Source organism: Staphylococcus sp. HMSC077D08, assembly GCF_001837945.1.
GTDB lineage: Bacteria > Bacillota > Bacilli > Staphylococcales > Staphylococcaceae > Staphylococcus > Staphylococcus epidermidis.
In genome coordinates this window covers 45,908-68,902 of record NZ_KV834755.1, presented here as the reverse complement: position 1 = coordinate 68,902, position 22,995 = coordinate 45,908, and the positions used below count along the sequence as shown (strand labels likewise).

At 31.9% G+C, this 22,995-nt stretch carries 23 protein-coding genes, 1 pseudogene and 1 riboswitch; of the genes and pseudogenes, 11 read left to right on the top strand and 13 right to left on the bottom strand.

From position 1 onward, the window contains the following. Positions 1-383: 383 nt before the first annotated feature. Positions 384-563, top strand: a complete 180-nt coding sequence (gene vraX / locus HMPREF2663_RS03135) for a C1q-binding complement inhibitor VraX (RefSeq protein ID WP_002445763.1) — start codon at positions 384-386, stop codon at positions 561-563. 292 nt (positions 564-855) lie between these two features. On the opposite strand, the gene HMPREF2663_RS03130 is transcribed toward vraX, so the two are convergent. From HMPREF2663_RS03130 to nagB, 9 genes are all read right to left on the bottom strand, one after another. Then, the gene (locus HMPREF2663_RS03130) at positions 856-2,277 is read right to left on the bottom strand and encodes an MFS transporter (RefSeq protein ID WP_070845766.1); all 1,422 of its coding nucleotides are present in this window, start codon (positions 2,275-2,277) and stop codon (positions 856-858) included. 187 nt (positions 2,278-2,464) lie between these two features. After that, positions 2,465-2,725, bottom strand: a complete 261-nt coding sequence (locus tag HMPREF2663_RS03125; RefSeq protein ID WP_002474114.1) for a hypothetical protein — start codon at positions 2,723-2,725, stop codon at positions 2,465-2,467. Between the two features lie 3 nt (positions 2,726-2,728). After that, positions 2,729-3,091, bottom strand: a complete 363-nt coding sequence (locus HMPREF2663_RS03120) for a protein VraC (protein ID WP_002475544.1) — start codon at positions 3,089-3,091, stop codon at positions 2,729-2,731. After that, positions 3,057-4,205: an acetyl-CoA C-acyltransferase gene (locus tag HMPREF2663_RS03115; RefSeq protein WP_002445760.1), complete on the bottom strand. Its 1,149-nt coding sequence runs from the start codon at positions 4,203-4,205 to the stop codon at positions 3,057-3,059. The genes HMPREF2663_RS03120 and HMPREF2663_RS03115 overlap by 35 nt, the downstream gene beginning before the upstream one ends. Before the next feature lie 2 nt (positions 4,206-4,207). Continuing rightward, positions 4,208-5,581: a long-chain fatty acid--CoA ligase gene (locus HMPREF2663_RS03110; protein WP_070845764.1), complete on the bottom strand. Its 1,374-nt coding sequence runs from the start codon at positions 5,579-5,581 to the stop codon at positions 4,208-4,210. A gap of 105 nt (positions 5,582-5,686) precedes the next feature. Continuing rightward, the gene (locus HMPREF2663_RS03105) at positions 5,687-6,334 is read right to left on the bottom strand and encodes an HAD family hydrolase (RefSeq protein ID WP_002475566.1); all 648 of its coding nucleotides are present in this window, start codon (positions 6,332-6,334) and stop codon (positions 5,687-5,689) included. 120 nt (positions 6,335-6,454) lie between these two features. Beyond that, complete coding sequence (gene hxlB, locus HMPREF2663_RS03100; RefSeq protein WP_002475501.1) at positions 6,455-7,003, bottom strand: 6-phospho-3-hexuloisomerase; 549 nt, start codon at positions 7,001-7,003, stop codon at positions 6,455-6,457. Position 7,004: 1 nt separating this feature from the next. Further along, a complete protein-coding gene (hxlA, locus tag HMPREF2663_RS03095) occupies positions 7,005-7,637 on the bottom strand; it encodes a 3-hexulose-6-phosphate synthase (protein ID WP_070845762.1) in 633 nt (210 codons plus the stop codon). Positions 7,638-7,758: 121 nt separating this feature from the next. Then, positions 7,759-8,490: a glucosamine-6-phosphate deaminase gene (gene nagB / locus HMPREF2663_RS03090; protein ID WP_002475564.1), complete on the bottom strand. Its 732-nt coding sequence runs from the start codon at positions 8,488-8,490 to the stop codon at positions 7,759-7,761. Positions 8,491-8,774: 284 nt separating this feature from the next. On the opposite strand from nagB, the gene HMPREF2663_RS03085 reads away from it, so the two are divergent. The 7 genes from HMPREF2663_RS03085 (at position 8,775) to HMPREF2663_RS03055 (ending at position 14,747) form a co-directional block, all read left to right on the top strand. Next, positions 8,775-9,137 (top strand): YojF family protein, encoded by a 363-nt coding sequence (locus HMPREF2663_RS03085; RefSeq protein ID WP_002445755.1) that lies wholly within the window; start codon positions 8,775-8,777, stop codon positions 9,135-9,137. Positions 9,138-9,152: 15 nt separating this feature from the next. Then, a complete protein-coding gene (gene bshB2, locus HMPREF2663_RS03080) occupies positions 9,153-9,818 on the top strand; it encodes a bacillithiol biosynthesis deacetylase BshB2 (protein WP_002445754.1) in 666 nt (221 codons plus the stop codon). 13 nt (positions 9,819-9,831) lie between these two features. Beyond that, positions 9,832-10,710: a GTP cyclohydrolase FolE2 gene (folE2, locus tag HMPREF2663_RS03075; protein ID WP_002445753.1), complete on the top strand. Its 879-nt coding sequence runs from the start codon at positions 9,832-9,834 to the stop codon at positions 10,708-10,710. A 142-nt stretch (positions 10,711-10,852) separates the two neighbouring features. Beyond that, positions 10,853-11,170 carry an ArsR/SmtB family transcription factor gene (locus HMPREF2663_RS03070; RefSeq protein WP_002445752.1) on the top strand — a complete coding sequence of 106 codons (318 nt, stop codon included), beginning with the start codon at positions 10,853-10,855 and terminating at the stop codon, positions 11,168-11,170. Then, positions 11,167-12,459 (top strand): arsenite efflux transporter membrane subunit ArsB, encoded by a 1,293-nt coding sequence (gene arsB / locus HMPREF2663_RS03065; RefSeq protein ID WP_002445751.1) that lies wholly within the window; start codon positions 11,167-11,169, stop codon positions 12,457-12,459. Before HMPREF2663_RS03070 ends, arsB begins: the two co-directional genes overlap by 4 nt. 16 nt (positions 12,460-12,475) lie before the next feature. Beyond that, positions 12,476-12,874, top strand: a complete 399-nt coding sequence (arsC, locus tag HMPREF2663_RS03060) for an arsenate reductase (thioredoxin) (RefSeq protein WP_002445750.1) — start codon at positions 12,476-12,478, stop codon at positions 12,872-12,874. A gap of 370 nt (positions 12,875-13,244) precedes the next feature. Next, positions 13,245-14,747: a glycosyltransferase gene (locus HMPREF2663_RS03055; RefSeq protein ID WP_070845760.1), complete on the top strand. Its 1,503-nt coding sequence runs from the start codon at positions 13,245-13,247 to the stop codon at positions 14,745-14,747. Positions 14,748-15,113: 366 nt separating this feature from the next. On the opposite strand, the pseudogene sdrG reads toward HMPREF2663_RS03055, so the two are convergent. From sdrG to tadA, 4 genes and pseudogenes are all read right to left on the bottom strand, one after another. Continuing rightward, positions 15,114-17,928: pseudogene (gene sdrG / locus HMPREF2663_RS03050) on the bottom strand (MSCRAMM family adhesin SdrG). A gap of 482 nt (positions 17,929-18,410) precedes the next feature. After that, on the bottom strand, positions 18,411-18,977 hold the full coding sequence (locus HMPREF2663_RS03045) for an NADPH-dependent FMN reductase (RefSeq protein ID WP_002490265.1): 567 nt from the start codon (positions 18,975-18,977) through the stop codon (positions 18,411-18,413). Between the two features lie 4 nt (positions 18,978-18,981). Further along, positions 18,982-19,860 (bottom strand): Cof-type HAD-IIB family hydrolase, encoded by an 879-nt coding sequence (locus HMPREF2663_RS03040; RefSeq protein WP_002458628.1) that lies wholly within the window; start codon positions 19,858-19,860, stop codon positions 18,982-18,984. 167 nt (positions 19,861-20,027) lie between these two features. Further along, a complete protein-coding gene (gene tadA / locus HMPREF2663_RS03035) occupies positions 20,028-20,534 on the bottom strand; it encodes a tRNA adenosine(34) deaminase TadA (RefSeq protein ID WP_002438711.1) in 507 nt (168 codons plus the stop codon). Positions 20,535-20,600: 66 nt separating this feature from the next. Between tadA and HMPREF2663_RS03030 the strand changes: the two genes are divergently transcribed. The 3 genes from HMPREF2663_RS03030 (at position 20,601) to HMPREF2663_RS03020 (ending at position 22,979) form a co-directional block, all read left to right on the top strand. Continuing rightward, on the top strand, positions 20,601-21,218 hold the full coding sequence (locus tag HMPREF2663_RS03030) for a deoxynucleoside kinase (protein WP_002469116.1): 618 nt from the start codon (positions 20,601-20,603) through the stop codon (positions 21,216-21,218). Beyond that, complete coding sequence (locus tag HMPREF2663_RS03025) at positions 21,211-21,873, top strand: deoxynucleoside kinase (protein WP_070845758.1); 663 nt, start codon at positions 21,211-21,213, stop codon at positions 21,871-21,873. Before HMPREF2663_RS03030 ends, HMPREF2663_RS03025 begins: the two co-directional genes overlap by 8 nt. Positions 21,874-22,027: 154 nt before the next feature. Then, positions 22,028-22,127, top strand: a riboswitch (TPP riboswitch). A gap of 99 nt (positions 22,128-22,226) precedes the next feature. Then, positions 22,227-22,979 (top strand): 3-oxoacyl-ACP reductase, encoded by a 753-nt coding sequence (locus tag HMPREF2663_RS03020; RefSeq protein WP_070845756.1) that lies wholly within the window; start codon positions 22,227-22,229, stop codon positions 22,977-22,979. The last annotated feature ends 16 nt before the right edge of the window (positions 22,980-22,995 follow it).

The following is a 22,995-nucleotide window of genomic DNA, read 5'->3' as shown; positions in this document are numbered from 1 at the left end:
GGGCCTTATTTTTCAAAGTATTTTAATATAAATTTACATATAAACACAAAGTATTTTGGCGAAACTCTTGAGGGAACAGGACAAGCTGAAGACTATAGGCTGAAGCTGTCACCTAAGAAAGCGAGCCAACAATACGAAGTATTGTAAATAAAGAAGCCAGTAAATGAATTTATGAAAACTCATTTACTGGCTATTTTGCTAGGAATTATGTCCCAGCCTCTCTTCTCTTTCCTTTCAAACCGTAATAAACATTGTATACATATAAAGTCTTAGAAAGTAATCAGTTTATCGTCGTATGTAAATTTGATACTACAGAACCATGATTTCTTATGGTTTATCCTTTATTATTTAAAGTGTAGAGAGGCAAGGGAGGTATAAACAACATGATTATCTACAGAAGAAATATAGAAAATGGAACACCCGTTTATGAAATCATAACTAAAACTTTCAAGACAATTACTATAAAATGTGATGAAACTTTTAATAAGTATGAAATCTATCAATTGCTCTCTCTACTAGAGAATGACGTTGACAACATGCCGACAAGTTACTCATATCGTTAACGTTATTCTAGACATCTAGACATTGCATCAAACCTAATTGAGAATTAGCACTTTTGTCTTTCCAGACCCAAATAAAATGAGTTTTAAAGCATTTAGTCCCTTAATACGTTTAGCTTTAAAGACATTCTATCATCCCTAAATTAACACTCACCCTAACAAGTGAGAAACGCTAATGTTAGCCAAAACTTGTCCCCTTTTGTAGCTCGGAGAGAACCTTTGAGCATTGCTAACATTAGCGTTTTTATATGGACAAATAATCGTTCAACGATTTATAAATTTTAAAACTAAAACATTAGAATTTTTCTTTTTCCTGTCTTTCCTTTAACCACCATAATGCCTGTTCAGGATTTTTTTCATAATACTCTCTATCCTTTTCATTATCAACAGTAGGGTAAGATCCTTTTAATGACTTACTTGCGGTACTTTTGTGCAATAATGCTATGACTATGAAACCTATTATACTTATTACTGTTAAATAATATGCTGGTGTTAATGGATTATTAGTAGTACTAACTAAATATGATGCTATCAATGGCGTAGTACCTCCAAGTAAAGAAACAGAAACATTAAAAGTAATAGCTAAGGCACGATAACGTACATGTGTATAAAACATCGTTGGAAGTGAACCAGGCATCGTTGCTTCGTAAGTTGATAAAAAGAAACCTAGTATTAATACACCTATTGATACAAAGAATAACGATTGTAATTGCATCAATGAGAAAGCCACAACACTTAATAATATTAATCCACCTAAACCGATAAGAAATACTTTTTTCTCCCCAATTCTATCGGCTATACGTCCAAACATTAGTGCCAATGGAATCATTATAACCATAATACAAGTAATCATGATACTAGTAGTTGTTCCATTTAATTTAATTACACCTTCTAAATATGATGGCAGATAAGCAGTAACCATGTAATTAGTAACATTAAAGAATGCTACTGCAACAAAACATACTATAATATCTTTATAGTAAAATCTAATTAAAGTAAATACCCCGATAGGCTCTCTTGTGGGATGCTTTTGTAATTCCCTTTGTTCGTTTTCATATATTGGTGATTCCTCTAATTTACGACGCAAATATAATCCAAAAAGACCTAGGAACATTCCCAATAAAAAAGGAATTCTCCATCCCCATGAATTCAGTTGTGTTTCAGTTAAAGAGATATTTAAAACAAATACTAAAATTGACGCAGCTATATATCCTGATAATGTTCCAATTTCCAGTCCACAACCAAGAGAATTTCTTTTTCTATCTGGTGATGACTCAGCAACATAAACCATTGCTCCTGCATATTCTCCTCCAGTAGAAAATCCTTGTAGGACTCTAGCTAAAAGTAATAATATTGGCGCCCATACTCCTATTTCATTATATGTAGGCAAAACGCCTATTAATAGCGTGGAAAAGGCCATTAATATGATTGTTGTAGTTAATACTATTTTACGACCGTATTTATCTCCAATGATACCAAAAACAATACCACCTATAGGGCGTAATAAAAATGCTATAGCAAATGTAGCAAATGTAAAAACTAACTTTAGTTGATCATTATCAACTTGACTAAAAAAGTTTTTACTTATTATTACTGCTAAATATGAGTATAAACCAAAATCAAACCACTCCATAGCGTTACCTATTCCAGTGGCAATAACTGTTTTTTTGGCATTATTACCGTCAACCAATGTAATTTGGTTTTTATCAAACTCCAAAACAAAACACTCCTTCTATGAATATGGTAAGTAATTATAGAGTGTTCAGTTTAAATGTCAAACTTATTAAAAATACATTTTTTTGAAAATTAATTTTTATTCATTTTTCAGAATTCATTGTTTAGAGATGAAATAATTATTATTAGTTAAATATTTACTAAAATTTAACTTACAAGCTTTAACCTTTTCAACTTCTAGTAATTGTTAGTTTGATATCATCATATGTTTTAAAAACTACAATTTCATCATTTTCTTTTATAAAAAAATGTACTTCCTCATCTATATTTATTGGTTTTAAGTACTTAATTTTGTAATTCATCCAATTCACATTAAGTTCAGAAAATACTTTTTCACATATGAGTTGTCCCGGTACAATGGAACGATGGATCGGATTCTCATCATTAACTATAGTTAAATATTCATTCACCATTTCTATTGTAAATTTCATAATTTATCTTACCTCGATAAATATTTGTTTTATATACATACAATGTTTTTTATCTTTATTTATTTCGAGTCCATATGTATATTTAATGATATTTTTAATTAATTTTTGTGAAACCTTATGCAATGTCGCTTCATAGGTACAATCGACCTGAAGTTGTTGTTGTGTCTTAATGTGTGTCTCTTTTAATATGATAGGCTTCTTTGAAAAAGATTGAAATAACTCAAATTGTGGCCATAACTTGGCACACATAAGAGTAGGAACATAATGGTCATACTTTATATTAAGCAATTCACAATAATTTTGAACTTCTTCATTTGTAAATTGAACTTCTCTAATTTCCATACCATCTTTCAAATAAAGCTGCATTTCCTATTCCTCCACCTATTCCCATAGTTGCTACAGTTCTAAATTGATGTTTCATATAAAATAAACGTGTGACTAACGCTGCTCCACTTGCACCATATGGATGCCCTGTAGCAATTGCTCCACCCCAACAATTCAACTTATTCAAAGGTATGTTAAGTTGTTGTTGGCTAGCAATAACTTGAGAGCTAAATGCTTCATTTAATTCTACTGCATTTATATCATTTATAGTTAATCGTTCCCGAGCTAATAATTGATTTACTGCTGGCACTGGACCCACTCCTAAATACTGAGGTTGAACACCTACAGTAGCACTATTTACAAACTTAATCCCTTCGGTGAATCCTAATTGACGTGCCCGATTTTCTTCCATAACAATCAGTAATACTGCACCATCATTTTTCATACAACTGTTTCCTACTGTGACTGTTCCTTCATTTAAAAGCGGTTTAAGTCTGCCAAGTGTTTTGAGAGTGAGTTGAGGTTTAATACTTTCATCTTGATTAAAACATTCACCTTTCACTTTGAACGGTAAAATTTCTTGGGAAATATTACCGTTATTCATGTTTTTTGATGCCAACTGATGACTGCGATAAGCAAAGTCATCTTGTTCATTTCTACTGATGTGATATTTTTTCGCTACATTTTCAGCGGCTTCAATCATTGAAGGGTCTTCTCCTTCTCTTGCAAAAGGCGCCCGTTCAAAAAATTGTGGAAACTCAGATTCATAAACTGACTGCGGGCGTTTGATTTTCCAAGGAGCTCTACTAGTACTCTCAACACCACCTGCAATATATATTGTTCCAGCACCACTTTGTACCATCCTACAAGCTTGTATAACAGCTTCAAGACCTGAACCACATTGACGATCAATTGTTATACCAGGTATTTTAAAATCTAATCCTGCTTCGAGTAATGATTTTCTAGCTAAATTACCACCATTACCTACCGTATTACCTAAAATGACGTCATCCAAAAGAGACATTACTTTTGGATACTGATCTGTAAAATGATTAAATAAAGGTTCTAGTAATGATTCAGGTTCTAAATGCTTCAATCGGCCACCATACTTACCGAAGGCTATACGTTTTGCTGCAATAATAACAGGTTGCTTCATTTTTATAACTCTCCATTAATAAATTTATTTTTCATCTCTTTTCTAGCAATCTTTCCCGATTCTGTATAAATCATATGGTCAATTTTCTTTAATTTTGATGGAACTTCTTGTCTTGAAAGTTGTTTCATTAAAAAAGATTTAATTTGTCGGTAATTCAATTGTACTTTACCTGAATAAAGTGATATCGCTATTTCTCCAAATTTAGTATGTGGTATACCGATGACAAGCGCCTCATCAATGCCTTCAATATCCATAATTAAGCTTTCAATAGCTGTTGGATATACATTGATTCCCCCAACTATAATACGGTCACTCTCTCTACCTACTAAAAACAAATGTTGATTTTTAATATAAGCGAAGTCACCTGTTTTAATCCATGACCCCTCTTGATTGCTCTGTCCCACATAACCACTAAACACCATTTCACTTCTAACGGCTAATAATCCTACTGCATCATCATCTTGATTTAATAATCGCGTTTCGACATGAGGGAAAAGTTTACCTACAGAATGAGCAGGAGATGATTGGTTAAAATTGTAGCTTATAAAACTTGCTTCAGATGTCCCAAAAAATTCTATTAAATTTGCTTGTGGATATAAAGTGCTGATTTGTTGAAACTGTTGCAATGTAAGTTTAGCACCACTACTCAAAATACTTTTAATCGATGAACAATGTCGTTGGGTTGAAATAAGTTGTTGTACCATCGTTGGCACTACAAATATTGCTGTCGCTTTGTTCAATTGATTAATAAGACGCATAAGAGATAGTGGATTAAAATTTTTTTGACCTATAAATGTTTTTCCAGTACTTAATGCATAAATACATGCGTACAATGAAAGTGAATGTGATAAAGGACCCGGTGCTACAATGGTTTCTTCACAATGCTGGAGTAATTTCTCATTTTCCTTAAAAGAAACTATCCAAGAATGTTCATTTCTATAAAACGCTTTGGGTAAACCTGTAGTTCCTGACGTGAAACCTATATGTATAACATTACGTGGGATCACCTCATCATTATAAATTGAGTCATCATGATTTAAGGTAAGATGATTATCTTTAATTAACCATTGTATGTCATAACTTTTTACAAGTTGATGTATCCTTTCATTACTCCATTGATGATTAAAAATGCAAGGAATTCCACCTCTTTGATGTACCGCAAAATAGTTAATAATATTATTTACAGGATGGTCATCCATTAGACCTACTTTTTCGTTTAATTTTACTTCTTTATAGCGCATACTAGCCTGATAAATTTCTTTACTTAATTCTCCATACGTTAGATGTCGATCTTCAAACACTAAAGCTAATCGATGCGGGTATTGATTAATATAATGCTGTAAATATTCCATTATTTTTTTCATCTTCATCACCATTTGTAAACACTCTATATAATTATGTTTACATTATACTTGCTTCATAGTTTTAAAAAAAGAGTAGGATAAAATTCCTCATGAATGATTATCCTACCATTGAGAATATTATAAAATTGTTAAAAATTCTTCTGGATTATTAACAACATAATGAGGATTTTCATACAACAATTCGTGTGCAGATTGCGCTCCCCATGTGACAGCACATGTTTGCACATGAGCTTGATTCGCACTCTTGATATCTTGTGCTGTGTCCCCTATATACACAGTTTTACCTATCATTAAATGATGTTTCTGTATCAAATTTTGAATCGTTTCACAAAGAAGTTTGTCTTCATTTTTAATACAGACACCTAATGAATCAGTTATAAAACGACTTAATCCAAGATAATCTAAATACCTTTGCGTTGTTAGTGTATCTTTATTAGATAGTACAAATATTTTTTTCTTTTGGTTATGTAAAAACTGTAATGCTTCACTTATTCCGGTATATTCTTTTGATTGATGTATTTCATCGTTGCTAAAACAACGATGGTATTCATCTATTAATTTTTCTATTTGATAAAAAGACAGTTCGTGTGAAGCTAACGCTTTAAAATTGTTATATAAATTTAAATGATATGTATGTAAAATAGCTTGTTCTGTAGGTTCATCTAAATTTAATCTTTTAAAAGCGCTTTGTATAGCTTTAACATGACACGTTGTTGTATCAATTAGCGTTCCATCAAAATCAAAAATATAACTATCAAAATTCATGATGTTCACCTCATAGTTTAAGTTATATTATAAATATACACTTAAAGGAGTAATGTTGCACCATATATTAAAAAGCACCTTTGTCTAATCATAGACAAAAGTGCTTATCTCTCATTTTAGTTATTCTAAATTAGCATGATTCTCTTGCATTGCTTTTTCACTAATGTGAAATGCATCCATTAAAGGTAATACAATACTATCTAAGAATATAAGTGAGGCCTGTTCAAATAAACTACCAAGTGGTTGCTTTGAACCTTCAACATCATGTTTAGTACCTGCAGGCAATTCAACAACTGTCTCTGCAAGATTACCGATTGGCGAATCCGCATTTGTAGTTAATAAGACAATTTTTGCACCGACAGATTGTGCTTTTTCAGCTAATAATCTTAGATGTTCTGTAGAACCTGAACCTGAAATAATAATAAACAAATCATGTTCTTTAATTGAAGGTGTTGTTGACTCACCTACAACGTAGGCATTTTTACCTAATTGATTTAAGCGCATTGCAAAACTATTTGAAACAAAACCTGAACGACCTTTACCAGCTGTAAATATGCGATCTGCACCTATAACATCATTAGCAAAACGTTCGTATTCTGTATTATCTACTTGGGATAAAGTAGCATCTAACTCTTCAAGAATAAGACGATAATTATTAAATTCACTCATCTTATTTACCTTCAATAGCTGCTCGACATTGTTTTGCTGCTTCTACAGGATCGTCAGCATTCGCAATACCGCCACCAACAATAACTAAATCTGGATCTTCTGCAACAATATCTTTGATAGTATCTGGTTTAATACCACCTGCTACTGCAACCTTAGAATTTTTGATAACAGATTTAACTGTACGCAAGCTATCTAATGGAGATTTTCCTTCTGCTTGTAAGTCGTAACCTGTATGAACTGCGATATAGTCTGCACCCATCTCATCTAGTTCTTTAGCACGTTGCTCTAAGCTTTGCACTGCTATCATATCAACAAGCAATGCTTTTCCATGTTTATGCGCTTCTTCAACTGCTGCTTTAATTGAAGCATCTTCAGCAACACCTAAAATTGTAACAATATCTGCACCATATTTTACTGCTTGGCTTACTTCGTAATCTGCTGCATCCATAATTTTCAAGTCAGCTAATACTTTAGCATTATTAATATTTTCATTTAAATGTTGAACTGCAGGTAAGCCTTCGTTAATTACAATTGGTGTACCGATTTCAACAATATCTACATATTCTTCAACTTTTTGAGCTAATTTTGCTGCTTCTTCTTTATTTAATAAATCAATGGCTAATTGTAGTTCCAATGAAATTCATCCTTTCATTTTGAGAAATTCTCTTTTGCTTATAGTTTTATACCCTTCACTAAACTTATTAAACACATAAAATATTTTGTATATAAAAACTACTATATAAACTACTAAATAATTATAAACAATCTGGTGCTGCATCATCATCTACATAAACTTCAACATTAGGATGTGTGTGTAAAATGGTCGCAGGTACATCTTCGGTAACCTGTTCATTTAACAGTTTACTTATGGCCTCTTTTTTCTTTGGACCAAATGCAAGTAGTATAATCCTTTTAGCTTTTAAAATACTTGCTAATCCCATTGAAACTGCTTGTCTAGGAACATCCGCTTCATTGTCAAAATATCGACTATTTGCTTTTATAGTGCTTTCTGTTAAGTTCACCACATGTGTTTCACTATTGAAGTCTGTTCCTGGTTCATTAAATCCAATGTGACCATTTTCTCCAATTCCTAAAATTTGAATATCAATCGGACCTCTTTCATCTAATAATTTGTTATATCGTTCCGCTTCTGCTTCTAGATTTTCTGAATAGCCATCAGGAATATGAATGTGATTTTTAGCAAAATGAGGATATTGCTCAAATAGCACTTTATTCATATAGGTATGGTAACTTTGCTGATGACTTGCTTTTAAACCTACATATTCATCTAAATTAAATGTTTCAACCTGCGACACATCAGCTTTATTTTTGGTTAATAAATTTACTAAGTAATGATATACGTCAGTCATAGTTCCACCAGTTGCTAAACCGAGTTTGGTATGAGGGTACTGCTGTATCTGTTTAAACAACTCGCATGCTACATAAAATGACGCAAGTTTTTTTGAATCTAAATTAATCATTTTCAATATCAAACACCTCTAATTTCAATATGGCAATGAGTGATGACTTACGCCTTACTCTTTTGTATCTCTTAATTTATAATGTAACAAATGCTTAAGATTTTAAACATATTAACGCTCTATACGTAGTATTCAAAGTTTTTTCTTGAATTTTTCCTAATTAAATCGAGCATTCGTGTACAAATATACATAGCTTTCTAGTAAAATAGATAGATAAACGAGTTTGCTGGTAAATAATATGTTTATCGGTAGTCCGTCAGTAACATATTATTTAGTTTAAGGGAGTGAACGTGTTGGAACCAATTAAAGAACAAGAAGTGCTAGATTTATTAACTTCTTACGCAAATCAGCCTGTTTACCTACACGTTGAAACAACAAATGGTGCTTATGCAAATCATTTCGATCAACGTGTATTTAACGCTGGAACATTTTTAAGAAATATTGTCGTGACTTTTGAACATGCACAACTTAAAGGCGGCGATAAAGATCCATATCGTGTAGGTCTTAAATTAAAAGATGGTGGCTGGGTTTACGTGCAAGGACTTACGCACTATGAAGTTAATAAGAACAACGAATTTTTAATTGCAGGTTTTAATTATGAAGGACAATTGGCTGCTACAATAGAAATAAGTAAACAGCCATTTACTATATAAAGGAGGTTGCTAATCATGACTGATGAAAGACACGTACTTGTGATTTTCCCTCATCCTGATGATGAAACCTTTTCGTCTGCTGGAACTATCGCAAGTTACATTGAAAAAGGTATTCCCGTCACATATGCATGTCTCACCCTAGGACAAATGGGACGTAATCTAGGTAATCCTCCTTTTGCAACAAGAGAATCTTTACCACTTATACGTGAACGTGAGTTAGAAGAAGCATGCAAAGCAATTGGGATTACAGATTTAAGGAAAATGGGGTTAAGAGATAAAACTGTTGAATTTGAACCTTACGATCAAATGGATCAAATGATTCAATCACTTATTGACGAGACAAATCCATCATTAATTATTTCGTTCTATCCTAAATTTGCAGTCCACCCAGATCACGAAGCAACTGCAGAAGCTGTAGTACGTACAGTTGGGCGCATGCATGTGTCAGATCGCCCACGTCTTACACTTGTAGCGTTTAGCAATGATGCACCGGAAATTCTTGGGGAACCTGATATTCAAAATGACATATCGCAATATAGTGATATAAAACTCAAAGCTTTCGAAGCGCACGCTTCACAAACAGGACCATTTTTAAAACAACTTGCCAGTCCCGAAATAGATGGTCAAGCACAAAGTTTCTTAAAAATAGAGCCATTTTGGACATATCACTTTGAATCTTAAATGGAGGTAAAACATGACAGAATTTGACTTATCCACTAGAGAGGGTCGTTGGAAACATTTCGGTTCTGTTGACCCTGTCAAAGGTACGAAACCAACTACTAAAAATGAAATGACCGATTTACAAAGCACTCACAAAAATTTCTTATTTGAAATAGAGGAAGTAGGCATTAAAAATTTAACTTATCCAGTTTTAATTGATCAGTATCAAACAGCTGGTTTATTTAGTTTTTCAACGAGTTTAAATAAAAATGAAAAAGGCATTAATATGAGTCGCATATTAGAAAGCGTTGAAAAACATTATGATAATGGCATTGAACTTGAATTTAACACACTACATCAATTGTTGCGTACGCTACAAGATAAGATGAATCAAAATGCTGCAGGTGTTGATGTGTCAGGTAAATGGTTCTTTGATCGTTATAGTCCTGTTACACATATTAAAGCTGTAGGTCATGCAGATGTTACTTATGGTTTAGCTATTGAAAATCATACCGTTACACGCAAAGAATTAACTATTCAAGCCAAAGTAACAACACTATGTCCTTGCTCAAAAGAAATTAGTGAATATTCTGCACATAATCAACGTGGTATCGTTACAGTTAAAGCATATTTAGATAAAAATAATGATGTCATCGATGATTATAAAAATAAAATTTTAGACGCTATGGAAGCCAACGCTAGTTCTATCTTATATCCAATCTTAAAACGTCCTGATGAAAAACGAGTAACAGAACGTGCTTATGAAAACCCACGATTTGTTGAAGATTTAATTCGACTAATTGCAGCAGACTTAGTTGAATTTGATTGGATTGAAGGGTTCGATATTGAATGTCGTAATGAAGAGTCTATCCACCAGCATGATGCTTTCGCACGCCTGAAATATCGCAAATAAAATATCGATTTTCAATTACAATGCCAGTTGTATTTTTATTTTATAAGATACAACTGGCATGTTTTTTAACTAAAATACCAATATAGCATAGACGTTTATCTATATAGATGATAATCTATGTTATGTTATAGGAGGCCATTTTATGTCATATATTCAATTATCTAACATATTAAAAGTCATTGCGAATCCTAGCAGATTAGAAATTTTAGATTTATTATCTTGTGGTGAATTGTGTGCGTGTGATTTACTTATACATTTTAACTTTTCACAACCAACACTAAGCCACCATATGAAGTTACTTGTTGATTGCAAATTAGTGTTTGCAAACAAAGTTGGCAATAAACAAATATACGAACTTAATCACCGCTTATTTGAACAAGTGACAAATCAATTAAATTTACTTCATTCAACTCATAACCAATGTATTTGTCATACTATAAAGAAAGGTGAAATTTCATGACTACTGTATTAGCAATTGTAATATTTTTCATCACTTTAACCTTAATCATTTGGCAACCTAAAGGGTTAGACATAGGTATTTCAGCAATCATTGGAGCACTTTTAGTTATTATTACGGGTGTAGTAAATTTTACAGATATATTAGAAGTGATCGGAATTGTTTGGAATGCTACACTAACTTTTGTCTCAGTCATTCTTATATCATTGATTCTTGATGAGATAGGATTCTTTGAATGGTCAGCTATTCATATGGTTAAGGCATCTAATGGACATGGATTAAAGATGTTTATATATATCATGATATTAGGGGCGCTTATTGCAGCATTCTTTGCTAATGATGGTGCAGCCTTAATTTTGACGCCTATTGTTTTAGCAATGATAAGAAATTTAGGTTTCAATAATAAGTTAGTATTTCCTTTTATTATAGCTTGTGGGTTTATAGCAGATTCCACCTCATTACCACTTGTTGTAAGTAATTTAGTTAACATTGTATCAGCAGATTACTTTGGTATTAAATTTGTTGAATATTTAATGCGTATGTTTATACCTAATTTATTTTCTCTATTAGCTAGTATCTTAGTTTTATGGTTTTACTTTAGAAAATCCATCCCTAAAACTTTTGATATATCAAGTATTTCTGAACCTAAAGATGCTATACGAGACACACGATTATTTAAAATTTCATGGATTATTTTAGCTTTATTACTTATAGGTTACTTAGTGAGTGAGTTCATACATATACCTGTATCATTTATCACTGGAGCTATAGCTGTGATTTTTATATTATTAGCGCGTCAGTCTAATGTAGTGCATACGAAACAAGTGATCAAAGGGGCTCCGTGGAATATCGTAATATTTTCTATCGGTATGTATCTTGTTATTTTTGGCTTAAAGAATGTAGGGATGACATTGATTTTAGCAGATATTTTATCATCAATAGCTCAGCACGGACTTTTTAGCAGTATTATGGGCATGGGATTTGTATCCGCATTTCTTTCAGCAATTATGAATAATATGCCTACCGTACTTATTGATGCGATAGCCATCGATCAATCGCATGCTATAAGTTCTATAAAAGAAGGAATGATTTATGCCAATGTGATTGGAGCAGATTTAGGACCAAAAATCACACCCATTGGATCTCTTGCTACATTATTATGGTTACATGTTTTAGTTCAAAAAGGAGTTAAAATTTCTTGGGGTACTTACTTTAAAACGGGTATTGTAATTACTATACCTGTATTATTCTTTACTTTGTTAGGTCTTTACCTAACACTTATTATCTTTTAAATTAGGAGATTTTTTTATGCAAAAGAAAACTATTTATTTTATTTGTACTGGTAATTCTTGTCGCAGTCAAATGGCTGAAGGTTTTGGAAAATTAATATTAGGTGATAAATGGAATGTATATTCTGCTGGCATTGAAACACATGGTGTTAATCCGCATGCTATAAAAGCTATGAAAGAAGTCGGTATTGATATTTCACATCACACTTCTGACCTGATAAACAATGACATTTTAATAGCGTCTGATATAGTTGTCACATTGTGTAGTGATGCAGATGCAAACTGTCCAGTTTTACCTAAAAACGTCACTAAAGAACATTGGGGATTTGATGATCCTGCTGGTAAAGATTGGTCAGAATTTCAACGTGTAAGAGATGAGATTAAAGCAGCGATCGAAACATTTGCTCATAGAGTGTAACTTAACTCAAAACTTAAAACTCACTATTATTTATACTTTTCAACAAATTTAACAACATACTTCGCTATCATACTGATGAGTGAAACTACAATAACAGAAATATACTAAGTGGAGTAATCATGATAAACAACTAAAATCGTTTATTGTGGGTGCTATCACAATAGTTGTATTCACACACAATAAATTTTATTATAAGCTCGTTTGTAAGTGACTCGTTATTTTAAATTTTTTGATTATAAAGAGGTAAATATAGTTAGTAGTATGTATTTTCGTATAAATTATTTTTAAATGTTTATTAGTTTTATTAATATTATAAATTTTTATTATGTTACAATGTTTGTAAAATAAACTTAACTATATGAGGTAAATTATGTACTATTTTGTAGGTAATAACATCGGTCATAAAACTGCTGGTATAGAAAAAGCAATGATTAATCGATTAAACCTATTTAAAGCATATCATTATCAAGCTAAAATCTTATTACTAGCATGGAATCGCTATTTAACTCAAACAGCATCGCAATATATTAATAGCGAAGATTATATAAACATGTATGATTATTTTCAAGAAGCAAGTAACGTAACATCAGTGTTCAGTAAAAATTGGATTCATTACTGGAGAAATGAATGTGGCTATACTATAAAACCTGTTTCTGAGACAAATGACGTCCGGATTTATGATCAACAACAATTTATAATGTATGCGCATTTTGCTGATGAAGCTTATCAAAAAATTGATTATATTAATTACTTTGATACATCTAGAAGAAAAATAAAAAGAGAGTTATACGATACACGTGGATTTTTAAGTTGCGTTAGAGTTTTATCAACGGACCAAAAAATACAAGCAGAGTACTATCTTTCTCCTGAAGGAAAAGTGAAAATTGAAAAGTATTATGATATTAATTCAAATCATCCCTATGTGGCAAAAAAGATTATATTAAATCATTTAGGTAAAACGCACTTTTTAAATAATGAAACTGAGCTAGGTGCTTTTTTTATTGAAACAATATATCAAAGTAGTGACTTATTCTTTAGCGATCGTAACCTTGTTACATCACATATATTTAACATAGTTGCATCTTACATCCCTGTTATTGCAGTGTTACATAGCACTCATGTTAAAGATGTTACTGATTTAACGCATTCACCAATCAAAAATGTTTATAAAGGGGTTTTTGAACATTTACAAAGGTATAAAGCCATCATTGTTTCAACACAACAACAAAAAGCTGATGTAATTGAGAGAATCAGAGGAGTCATTCCAGTATATGCTATTCCAGTTGGTTATTCATCTATTGAAATGAACGATGACTCTAATAAAAATAACTATGTTTTACCTAAAAAAATTATTTCTGTCGCAAGATACTCACCTGAAAAGCAATTGATACAACAAATTGAACTTATTAATAGGCTTAAAGATACGTTTACAAATATCGAACTACATATGTATGGTTTTGGTAAAGAAGAACAACATTTAAAAGAACGTATTCAAGAATTAGGACTAGAAAAACACGTAATATTAAGAGGTTTTTTAAAAGATTTAACTGATGAGTATCAAGATGCATATCTAAATTTAATAACAAGTAATATGGAAGGCTTTTCCTTAGCATTATTAGAATGTGAATCACATGGTGTACCTTCTATCAGTTATGATATTCAATATGGTCCAGGTGAATTGATACAGGACGGTAAGAATGGATATTTAATAGAAAAGAATAATCAACACATGCTATTTGAAAAAGTAAAATTATTGCTCAACAACCCCCAACTTCAACAATCTTTTTCTCATCATTGTGTTGAAACTGCACAAAAGTATTCTCGAACACAAATCATGTTACTGTGGAAAAATTTACTTCAACATTTTAACTAAAGCATAAAAACATAAGTCAAATTTTGCTATGAAGTCATTTATTATTAAATGGTTTCATAGTATTTTTTTGTATTACATAAAAGAATTTTTTATTCATTCGATAAAAAGGAACCATGAATTCATTTAAAATTCACGGTTCCTCTATTAAATCATTGTCAGATTGTGAGTTGTATCTATTTCTCTATTAATCATACATTTCAGTCATTTTTAATAAAAATGACCTTGTTTGCATCATCTTTTTCACAAGATATGATAAACGTGAAAGTTATATTATAGTTTTAATCAACACCTTACATTTGTTGGACTAAATATACTTTCTATTCAAATGTCGTATCTGCTTCTTTCTAATAATTTCATTTGAATAATTTAATTTTTATTTTTTCTATTTTTGCGACGGTTCCCTACTAATAACGCTCCTAAACCTGCAAATAAAGTTCCAAGTAATGTGCCTTTAGAATCATGATCTTCATTAGCTCCTGTATCCGGTAATTTATCTTTTGTATTCTTATCTGAGCTATTGTCTAATCCTGAGTCACTGTCTGAGTCGGAGTCGCTGTCTGAATCTGAATCACTATCGGAATCTGAGTCGCTGTCTGAGTCGGAATCGCTGTCTGAGTCGGAATCGCTGTCTGAGTCTGAATCACTATCGGAGTCTGAGTCGCTGTCTGAATCTGAATCACTATCTGAGTCTGAGTCACTGTCTGAATCCGAGTCGCTATCGGAGTCTGAGTCACTGTCTGAGTCTGAATCACTATCTGAATCTGAGTCGTCATCATAGTATCCGTTATCTATACTAAAGTCATCATGATCAGTAATTGTTACATGGACTTCTATCCTGTTCGTCATCATCACCAGAATCTGTTGTTGTTTGAGTCATACCTGAAGGTTTATCAAAATGAACAATATAATTACCACTATTTAAATTATCAAATTGATACTTTCCATTTTCATCAGTTGTTGTTGTACTAATGATATTTCCGTTTTCATCTTTTAACGTCACTTTTACTCCAGAGATTCCTTTTTCATCATCACCTTGAATACCATCTTTATTAGTGTCATACCATACATAGTTCCCTAAGCTATATTTAGGTGTTTGATAAAATCCGCTATCAATAGTCATATCGTCTTGTCCGTTAATAGTTACCCATACAGAATTGCCTTCTGAGTCTAGTGCAGGATTTGTTCCTGAATGTTTAAGCGTCGGCGTATATCCTTCCGGTGTTTCGAATGTAATTTTATAAGTCAATCCGTTTTTTAACCCATCAAATTGATATTTCCCCTCTTCATCTGTTCTGACTGATTTTGAAGTTCCATCAGGATACGTCAAAGTTACCAATACATTACTAAGCGGTTTTTCATTATCATTTGTATTTTGAATACCATCTTTATCTACATCTTCCCATACGTAATCTCCGATTTTATAAGTTTTTTCAGGAGGCAAGTCACCTTGTCCTTGACCTGAACTTGTAGAGAAAGCAATTGTATTATCATAGGATGCTGTTCTAAACTCACCAGTATACTCATTTATAGTCGTTTGCATTGTCACAGTTTGCTGTATCGTCGTGTAATCGTCCTTATTAGGGTCATATTTACTAATAACTTTAATAATATATGGTGAATCTATATTACCAAAATTAATATTCACGTCATTATTATTTCCTAATTGGGCATAATCATCATTTGTGACATCTTCATATTCACTGTAATCATAAATTCTGTTACTATCTGGTAAATTTTGATTATCTCCAACCTTATAAACTTTAATGATTGTACTATCGTCGATAATTGTTGAACCTTCATCGCCATTCCCTGAAATATTTACATTTGTTTCTTTGGCTGAATAACGAAGAGGGTTAATATAAATCGTTTGCTCAACTGTATGGTTTTTCGTATCTATGTTTGTGAACATACTTTGAAGGTTAGCAGTCCGATTTTCGTTAGGTTTTTGATATTCAACCGTAATTGTTTTATTTACTGATGAAAGGGCCGTCTTATATTCTACATCTAACTTAGTGTTATTATTTGGAACCTTTGATTTATCAATGTATGATGTTAATTTAAGGTGCGCTTTAATATTTTCATATTTATCTACATAATCTGTAAAAGTGTAGGTAATTTGTTTATTTGTGTTGTCATAAGTACCTGTAGCGATGATTTCTCCAGAATTATCTTTTATTTTTGGTATTGCAAAACTATCGGTTAAATCTGATGGAACTGTATTCTTATCTATATTCACTGTCATCGTATCACCAGATTTCACCTTATCATCTACTTCAAAAGTTACATCATAGATTAAGTTTTCAGCATCATGTGCTTTAATAATACCATCACTATCATCATATCCTTCAGTAATACTTTGATCAGTAACTTTAATTAAATGATTAACATTCGAACCTTGTTCTGCCGCTAATTGATTTACGGTTACACGCTTACTCGATGGTTGGGCAGATGTTGTAGATAACGGTCTAACCTTATTTTCATATTCATTTATTGGTAAATTTAATAACTCATCTTGATTTGAAATTTTTTCATCTATATTTTTATAGCTAGACGGTTGACTTGTTATTGAATCTTCTCTTACTTTGTTAGGTTGCTCTATAGTATTCTCTTCTTTATTGGATTCAGTGTTACTCTCTATTATTTTAGAGTTAGCAAAATCTGATACGCGGGAATTTTCTTCATTATCACTTGTTTGAATAGATGCTTCACTATTTATTGTTGTATGAGATGGTTGTTGGGCAGTATCCATTGATGAATTTGAGGATTCGACTGATGAGGGTTCTTTTACCACTTCTTCTTTAAGCTGAGTATTATCTTGAGGGGTCTTTTGTAAAAATGTTGCTTCGTTTTCATCTACATTTGTTGTTGACTGTGTTATATCTTTAGAGCGATTTTCTATGGCATCGTTGCTATTCGTTTCTTCTTTTTTTATTTGGTTATCATCATCGGTGTTTATTGACTGACTATTATTGATTACATCATTCTTTTCTTCATTACTGGACTGATCATTGCTATCTGATAATTCATCATCCGTATTCGAATCTTTAACGTCTTGTACTGTATTCTCCTCAGCTTTGGCCTCATTATGACCTAAACCAAACAATAATGTTGCACCTATTACAATAGACGCTGTACCTACTGTGAATTTTCTAATTGCATATTTATTGGATTTATTTGCTATAGGTTTCTTTTTAGTTAGTAAATTATTTTTTTTTAATCATAAAAACTCCTTATCTTTGACTATTTCAATGTAATTTTCAAGTAAAAATCGTTTCTAGAGTAAAATACAATATAGTATATAAGTCTTTTTTGCAATATTTTTTAAATATGTTAACAAACATTTAATAAACAGTTAATTAATTCGCTCTACATTTCTTAAAATTCTAATAACATAAATAGTTGAAATTATTACTATATTCATCAAAAAAATTGTCACCAAACTATTTCGAATGATAAAAATATAAATAACCGCGGTGTTTCATATTAGTATTATGCACATCTCTGTCACAGTGTTTTATGGAATATTTTAAAGTTAAATCTCAAAAATCATGTATATGTTTTATTAAGGCAATAAATATAAAGACTCCCTTTAATGTTTACTAAAAACATCAAAGGGAGCTAATTTAATGATATTGCTTGATAAAAACAAATCATAAAATATGATTATTTTAAGTGTTCATATGGACTATTTGTTACGAAGGATACAATTTGATCAACAAACAATTTTGCACGTAGTTGAAATTCATTATCTTCTAAGTATAAGGTACCATCTTCTAATTTAGCATAATCAGAGTCATGTGTAGCAATTTGCGTTGGTACAGCAATACCAAGTAAACTACGTACGATGACTCTTAAGTGTGATAATGGCTCAGAACTTACTATTCCTCCACTATTGCAAATGAGTCCCACGGGTTTCATTTTGAAATGGTCCATATTAAGGTGGTCAAGTGCATTTTTAAGAATACCTGAAAACGATCCATGATAATTTGGCGTTCCTAAAATTAAGAAATCTGCTTCCATTGCTTTATTTTGTAAAGATTTGACATTGTTTTTAATTTCATCAACTGCTTGTGTTGTACCAGCAAAATCCAATTGATGAATGGGTTTCTCAGCTAGGTCAAAGATTTCCACCTCAACATCGTGTTCGCCGAGTTGCCCTTTTAAATACTTCGATAAAGCGTTCGTATGAGACCCTATTTGAGCACTCCCTATAATAATTAAACCTTTCATTATTTTACACCTCTAAATTATTTTCCTCTTTTAATATTTTCATGATTGCTTTTCCAACTCCACTATTTTCATTGGTGTCTGTGACATATTTAGCAATATGTTTAACTTCATCTGTAGCATTATTCATTGCTACTGGATAACCTACACGTTCTAGCATTGAAATATCATTTAAATTATCTCCTATTGCTATCACATCTGTTAAATCTATACCCAATTGATGAGCAATAGCTGATAAGGCAATGCCTTTTTGAGCGTCTGAATGAGTGATTTCTAGATTACCTCTTGATGATGAAGATACTGCTAAATTTGGTGATGATGCTAACGCTTGACCTACTTGGTCGATTTTACTTAAATCTGCATCAAAAGCTAACACCTTCATAATAAGTTCTCCAGGAATATCTTCAATTGAATCATAATTATCTACAACTTTTAAAGTACCGTTATCTATGCGTTTTTGTATATTATTTCGTATCTTGTCTACATCTGCTTTTTGACCCGCACGTTCTGCAATATCTATATAGATTGCTAAATCACGTTTAGGATCTTCTGTATATATGCCACGGTTTGTGTAAATTTGATAATAAATATGATTATTTTTAAGTGCTGTCGTAATTTTGTGTACTAAATCATGATTAAGATGCGATGTACTCATTATATTAAATGATTCATCACGAACTTCTGCACCATTCAAACATATGTAAGGTACTTTTAAGTCTGTTTCAGCAACAGGTGTTTGTGCCTCATAAAATGCTCTACCAGTTGCAATAACTACTGTAATGCCGTTCGCTTGCGCAAATTTTATCGCTTCTTGATTCATAGTGGTGATTTCATGACCAGCGTTAAGTAATGTTCCATCCATATCAGTTGCTATTAGCTTTATCATTAGTTGACCTCGTTTCCACTTATTTTAAAGTGATGCTATATGAATTTTTTTAATTGATTTAAAATTAATGTGTGTAGCATGTGTCTTAACTTCATCATTGTTATATGTTATCACACAATCTTTAACGATTTACTGGACTTCAAAAATACGTTTATTTATGTACGACATCATTTTAACAAATTTATATCCTTTTGTATCTTCCCCTGTTTTTCTGCTTTTTTCTTTTCACGTATTTCCTTAAAAAAACTTCTCAATAGTTCTGCACACTCTTCTTCTAAAATTCCTTTTTCTACGATTGCCCTATGATTAAACTGCGGTTGTTCTAATAAATTCATAAGACTTCCTGAACATCCTCCTTTGGGATCAGTAGCACCGTACACAACCTTTGGAATACGGCTCATAATAATAGTGCCCGCACACATGACACAGGGCTCTAATGTAACATACAACGTACATTCTTCTAATCTCCAACTGCCGACAACTTCTGACGCCCGTTCTATCGCTATGTGCTCTGCATGGGCAGTAGGTTGCTGCAATGTTTCCCTTAAATTATGTGCACGTGCAATGACTTGATCCTCTTTAACAATAACTGCTCCGATTGGAACTTCTCCTAATGCTTTGGCTTTATGTGCTTCATTAATTGCTAAGCGCATGTAATCATGATTTTTTTTCATATGTGTTGGAACACCTCACTTATGGTACAATACTCATTGTCTATCTTAACATTTGGAGAAGTGATTATGAATAAACCATTTATTGCAATCGAAGGACCTATAGGTGTTGGTAAATCCTCTCTTGCTCACCGTTTAAGCAAGACGTTTGGTTTTTATGAAGAGAAGGAAATTGTTGATGAAAATCCATTTTTATCCGATTTTTATGATGATATAGAAAAATGGAGTTTTCAAACTGAAATGTTCTTTTTATGTAACAGATATAAACAGATTAGAGATATTGAGTCACTAAATCAAGGTATAGTTAGCGATTATCATATTCATAAAAATAAAATTTTTGCTAAAAATACTTTAGATGCTAAAGAATTTGATAAATTCAGTCGTATTTTTGATATTTTAACTGAAGATATCGAAATGCCAAATACAATTATCTTTTTAGATGCTGATTTAGATGTATTAAAATCTAGAATTGCACAACGTAATCGTAGCTTTGAATCTCATATAGAAGATGACTATTTACTTACTTTAAAAAAAGATTATCTTGCTTATTATGAATCATTAAAGAATGACGGTGCAAATGTCATTCGAATTGATACGTCTCAACAAGATTTCGTTAAAAATGATTACGATTACCAAAATATTTTAAATTTAGTAAAACCTATGATTGGAGAAAATAAAGATGAATAATTATGGTATTCCTCAAAATGCAGTAATAACCATTGCTGGTACTGTAGGGGTTGGTAAATCTACGTTAACACAAGCACTTGCTGATAAGTTAAATTTTAAAACTTCCTTTGAGAATGTAGACCATAATCCTTATTTAGATAAATTTTATCATAATTTTGAACGTTGGAGCTTTCATCTTCAAATTTACTTTCTTGCTGAACGTTTTAAGGAACAAAAACGCATGTTTGAGTATGGTGGCGGATTCGTTCAAGATCGTTCAATTTATGAAGATGTGGATATTTTTGCAAAAATGCATGAAGAACAAGGAACAATGAGTGCTGATGACTACCACACGTATTACGAATTATTTAATGCAATGGTCATGACACCTTATTTTCCAAAGCCTGATGTTCTGATTTATCTAGAATGTGATTATGATGAAGTAATTGATCGTATTCAACAGCGAGGACGTGACATGGAAATCAATACAGATCCAGAATATTGGAGAAAACTATTTAAACGGTATGAAACTTGGATTAACAATTTTAATGCATGTCCTGTTGTTCGACTTAATATTAATGAATATGACATACACGAAGACGTAGACTCCCTTGATTCAGTCATTGATAAAATTGCTCAAGTTATTAAAGCATACCGACAAGTGGATACAAGATAATATATCTAATCGTAGAAAATTAGAACTCATATTTATATACTTTCACAAGTTATTTCATATACCGTTTACTTAAATATTAAAATAACAGATATAGCTATTATTAAGAATGTTGACAATATTTTATAAAAATTCTATGTTTATACTATAAGTGAATTAAATGCACTAGGGGTGTTTTTTAACTGAGATGGATATCATCCAAACCCTTTGAACCTGAACTAGCTTATACTAGCGGAGGAAAGTGTTGAATCTCATCTAATTATCATTCTGTCTTTATATATTGATTTGGATGCACAACTTTTCTCATGAAGGTTGTGCATTTTTTCTTATACAAAAAAACTTTTGGGGGCATGAAGATGAAAAAAACTGCAATTATCACGGGAAGTAGTCGAGGATTAGGCGCTAAAATTGCAATAACATTACTAGAAAAAGGCTACAATGTTGTTGTTAATTACAAACAAAATAAGGATAAAGCTGAAAAATTAATTAGAAATTATAATCAAAGTAGGGCAATAGCTATTCAAGGTGATGTGACAGACAGAAACGATGTGAATCGAATGATTCAAACTGCCACACAACATTTTGGAAAAATAGATATAGTCATTAATAATGCACTTGTTGGTTTTAAATTTGATCCAAATCAGCAAAAATCGTTTAAAGATTTAACTTGGGAAGATTATCAACAACAACTTAATGGTACTTTAAAAGGAGCATTTAATGTGACTCAAAGCGTCATACCACAATTTATAGAACAACAAAGTGGATGCATTATTAGTATTGGAACCAATTTGTATCAAAATCCAGTCGTACCTTATCATGAGTATACAACAGCAAAGGCTGGTCTCATTGGCTTTACCCGTAATATTGCTGCAGAACTTGGACAATATGGTATTACAGCAAATGTTGTTTCTGGAGGATTACTCAAAACGACTGATGCAAGTGCAGTCACTACACCTGAAGTATTTGATTTAATTGCTCAAACTACACCTCTTAGAAAAGTAACATCACCTCAAGATGTAGCCAATATGGTCGTATATCTCGCTTCAGATGAAGCACGTGGCGTAACAGGTCAAAATATTACCGTTGACGGTGGTTTAACAATGAACTAATTGTTTGTGTATTTTT

Coding starts and splice junctions, on each gene's coding strand:
- vraX (WP_002445763.1), top strand. CDS start 384: ATGATTATCTACAGAAGAAATATAGAAAATGGAACACCCGTTTATGAA.
- HMPREF2663_RS03125 (WP_002474114.1), bottom strand. CDS start 2,725: ATGAAATTTACAATAGAAATGGTGAATGAATATTTAACTATAGTTAAT.
- HMPREF2663_RS03120 (WP_002475544.1), bottom strand. CDS start 3,091: ATGCAGCTTTATTTGAAAGATGGTATGGAAATTAGAGAAGTTCAATTT.
- HMPREF2663_RS03115 (WP_002445760.1), bottom strand. CDS start 4,205: ATGAAGCAACCTGTTATTATTGCAGCAAAACGTATAGCCTTCGGTAAG.
- HMPREF2663_RS03110 (WP_070845764.1), bottom strand. CDS start 5,581: ATGGTGATGAAGATGAAAAAAATAATGGAATATTTACAGCATTATATT.
- HMPREF2663_RS03105 (WP_002475566.1), bottom strand. CDS start 6,334: ATGAATTTTGATAGTTATATTTTTGATTTTGATGGAACGCTAATTGAT.
- hxlB (WP_002475501.1), bottom strand. CDS start 7,003: ATGAGTGAATTTAATAATTATCGTCTTATTCTTGAAGAGTTAGATGCT.
- bshB2 (WP_002445754.1), top strand. CDS start 9,153: ATGACTGATGAAAGACACGTACTTGTGATTTTCCCTCATCCTGATGAT.
- folE2 (WP_002445753.1), top strand. CDS start 9,832: ATGACAGAATTTGACTTATCCACTAGAGAGGGTCGTTGGAAACATTTC.
- HMPREF2663_RS03070 (WP_002445752.1), top strand. CDS start 10,853: ATGTCATATATTCAATTATCTAACATATTAAAAGTCATTGCGAATCCT.
- arsB (WP_002445751.1), top strand. CDS start 11,167: ATGACTACTGTATTAGCAATTGTAATATTTTTCATCACTTTAACCTTA.
- arsC (WP_002445750.1), top strand. CDS start 12,476: ATGCAAAAGAAAACTATTTATTTTATTTGTACTGGTAATTCTTGTCGC.
- HMPREF2663_RS03055 (WP_070845760.1), top strand. CDS start 13,245: ATGTACTATTTTGTAGGTAATAACATCGGTCATAAAACTGCTGGTATA.
- HMPREF2663_RS03045 (WP_002490265.1), bottom strand. CDS start 18,977: ATGAAAGGTTTAATTATTATAGGGAGTGCTCAAATAGGGTCTCATACG.
- HMPREF2663_RS03040 (WP_002458628.1), bottom strand. CDS start 19,860: ATGATAAAGCTAATAGCAACTGATATGGATGGAACATTACTTAACGCT.
- tadA (WP_002438711.1), bottom strand. CDS start 20,534: ATGAAAAAAAATCATGATTACATGCGCTTAGCAATTAATGAAGCACAT.
- HMPREF2663_RS03030 (WP_002469116.1), top strand. CDS start 20,601: ATGAATAAACCATTTATTGCAATCGAAGGACCTATAGGTGTTGGTAAA.
- HMPREF2663_RS03025 (WP_070845758.1), top strand. CDS start 21,211: ATGAATAATTATGGTATTCCTCAAAATGCAGTAATAACCATTGCTGGT.
- HMPREF2663_RS03020 (WP_070845756.1), top strand. CDS start 22,227: ATGAAAAAAACTGCAATTATCACGGGAAGTAGTCGAGGATTAGGCGCT.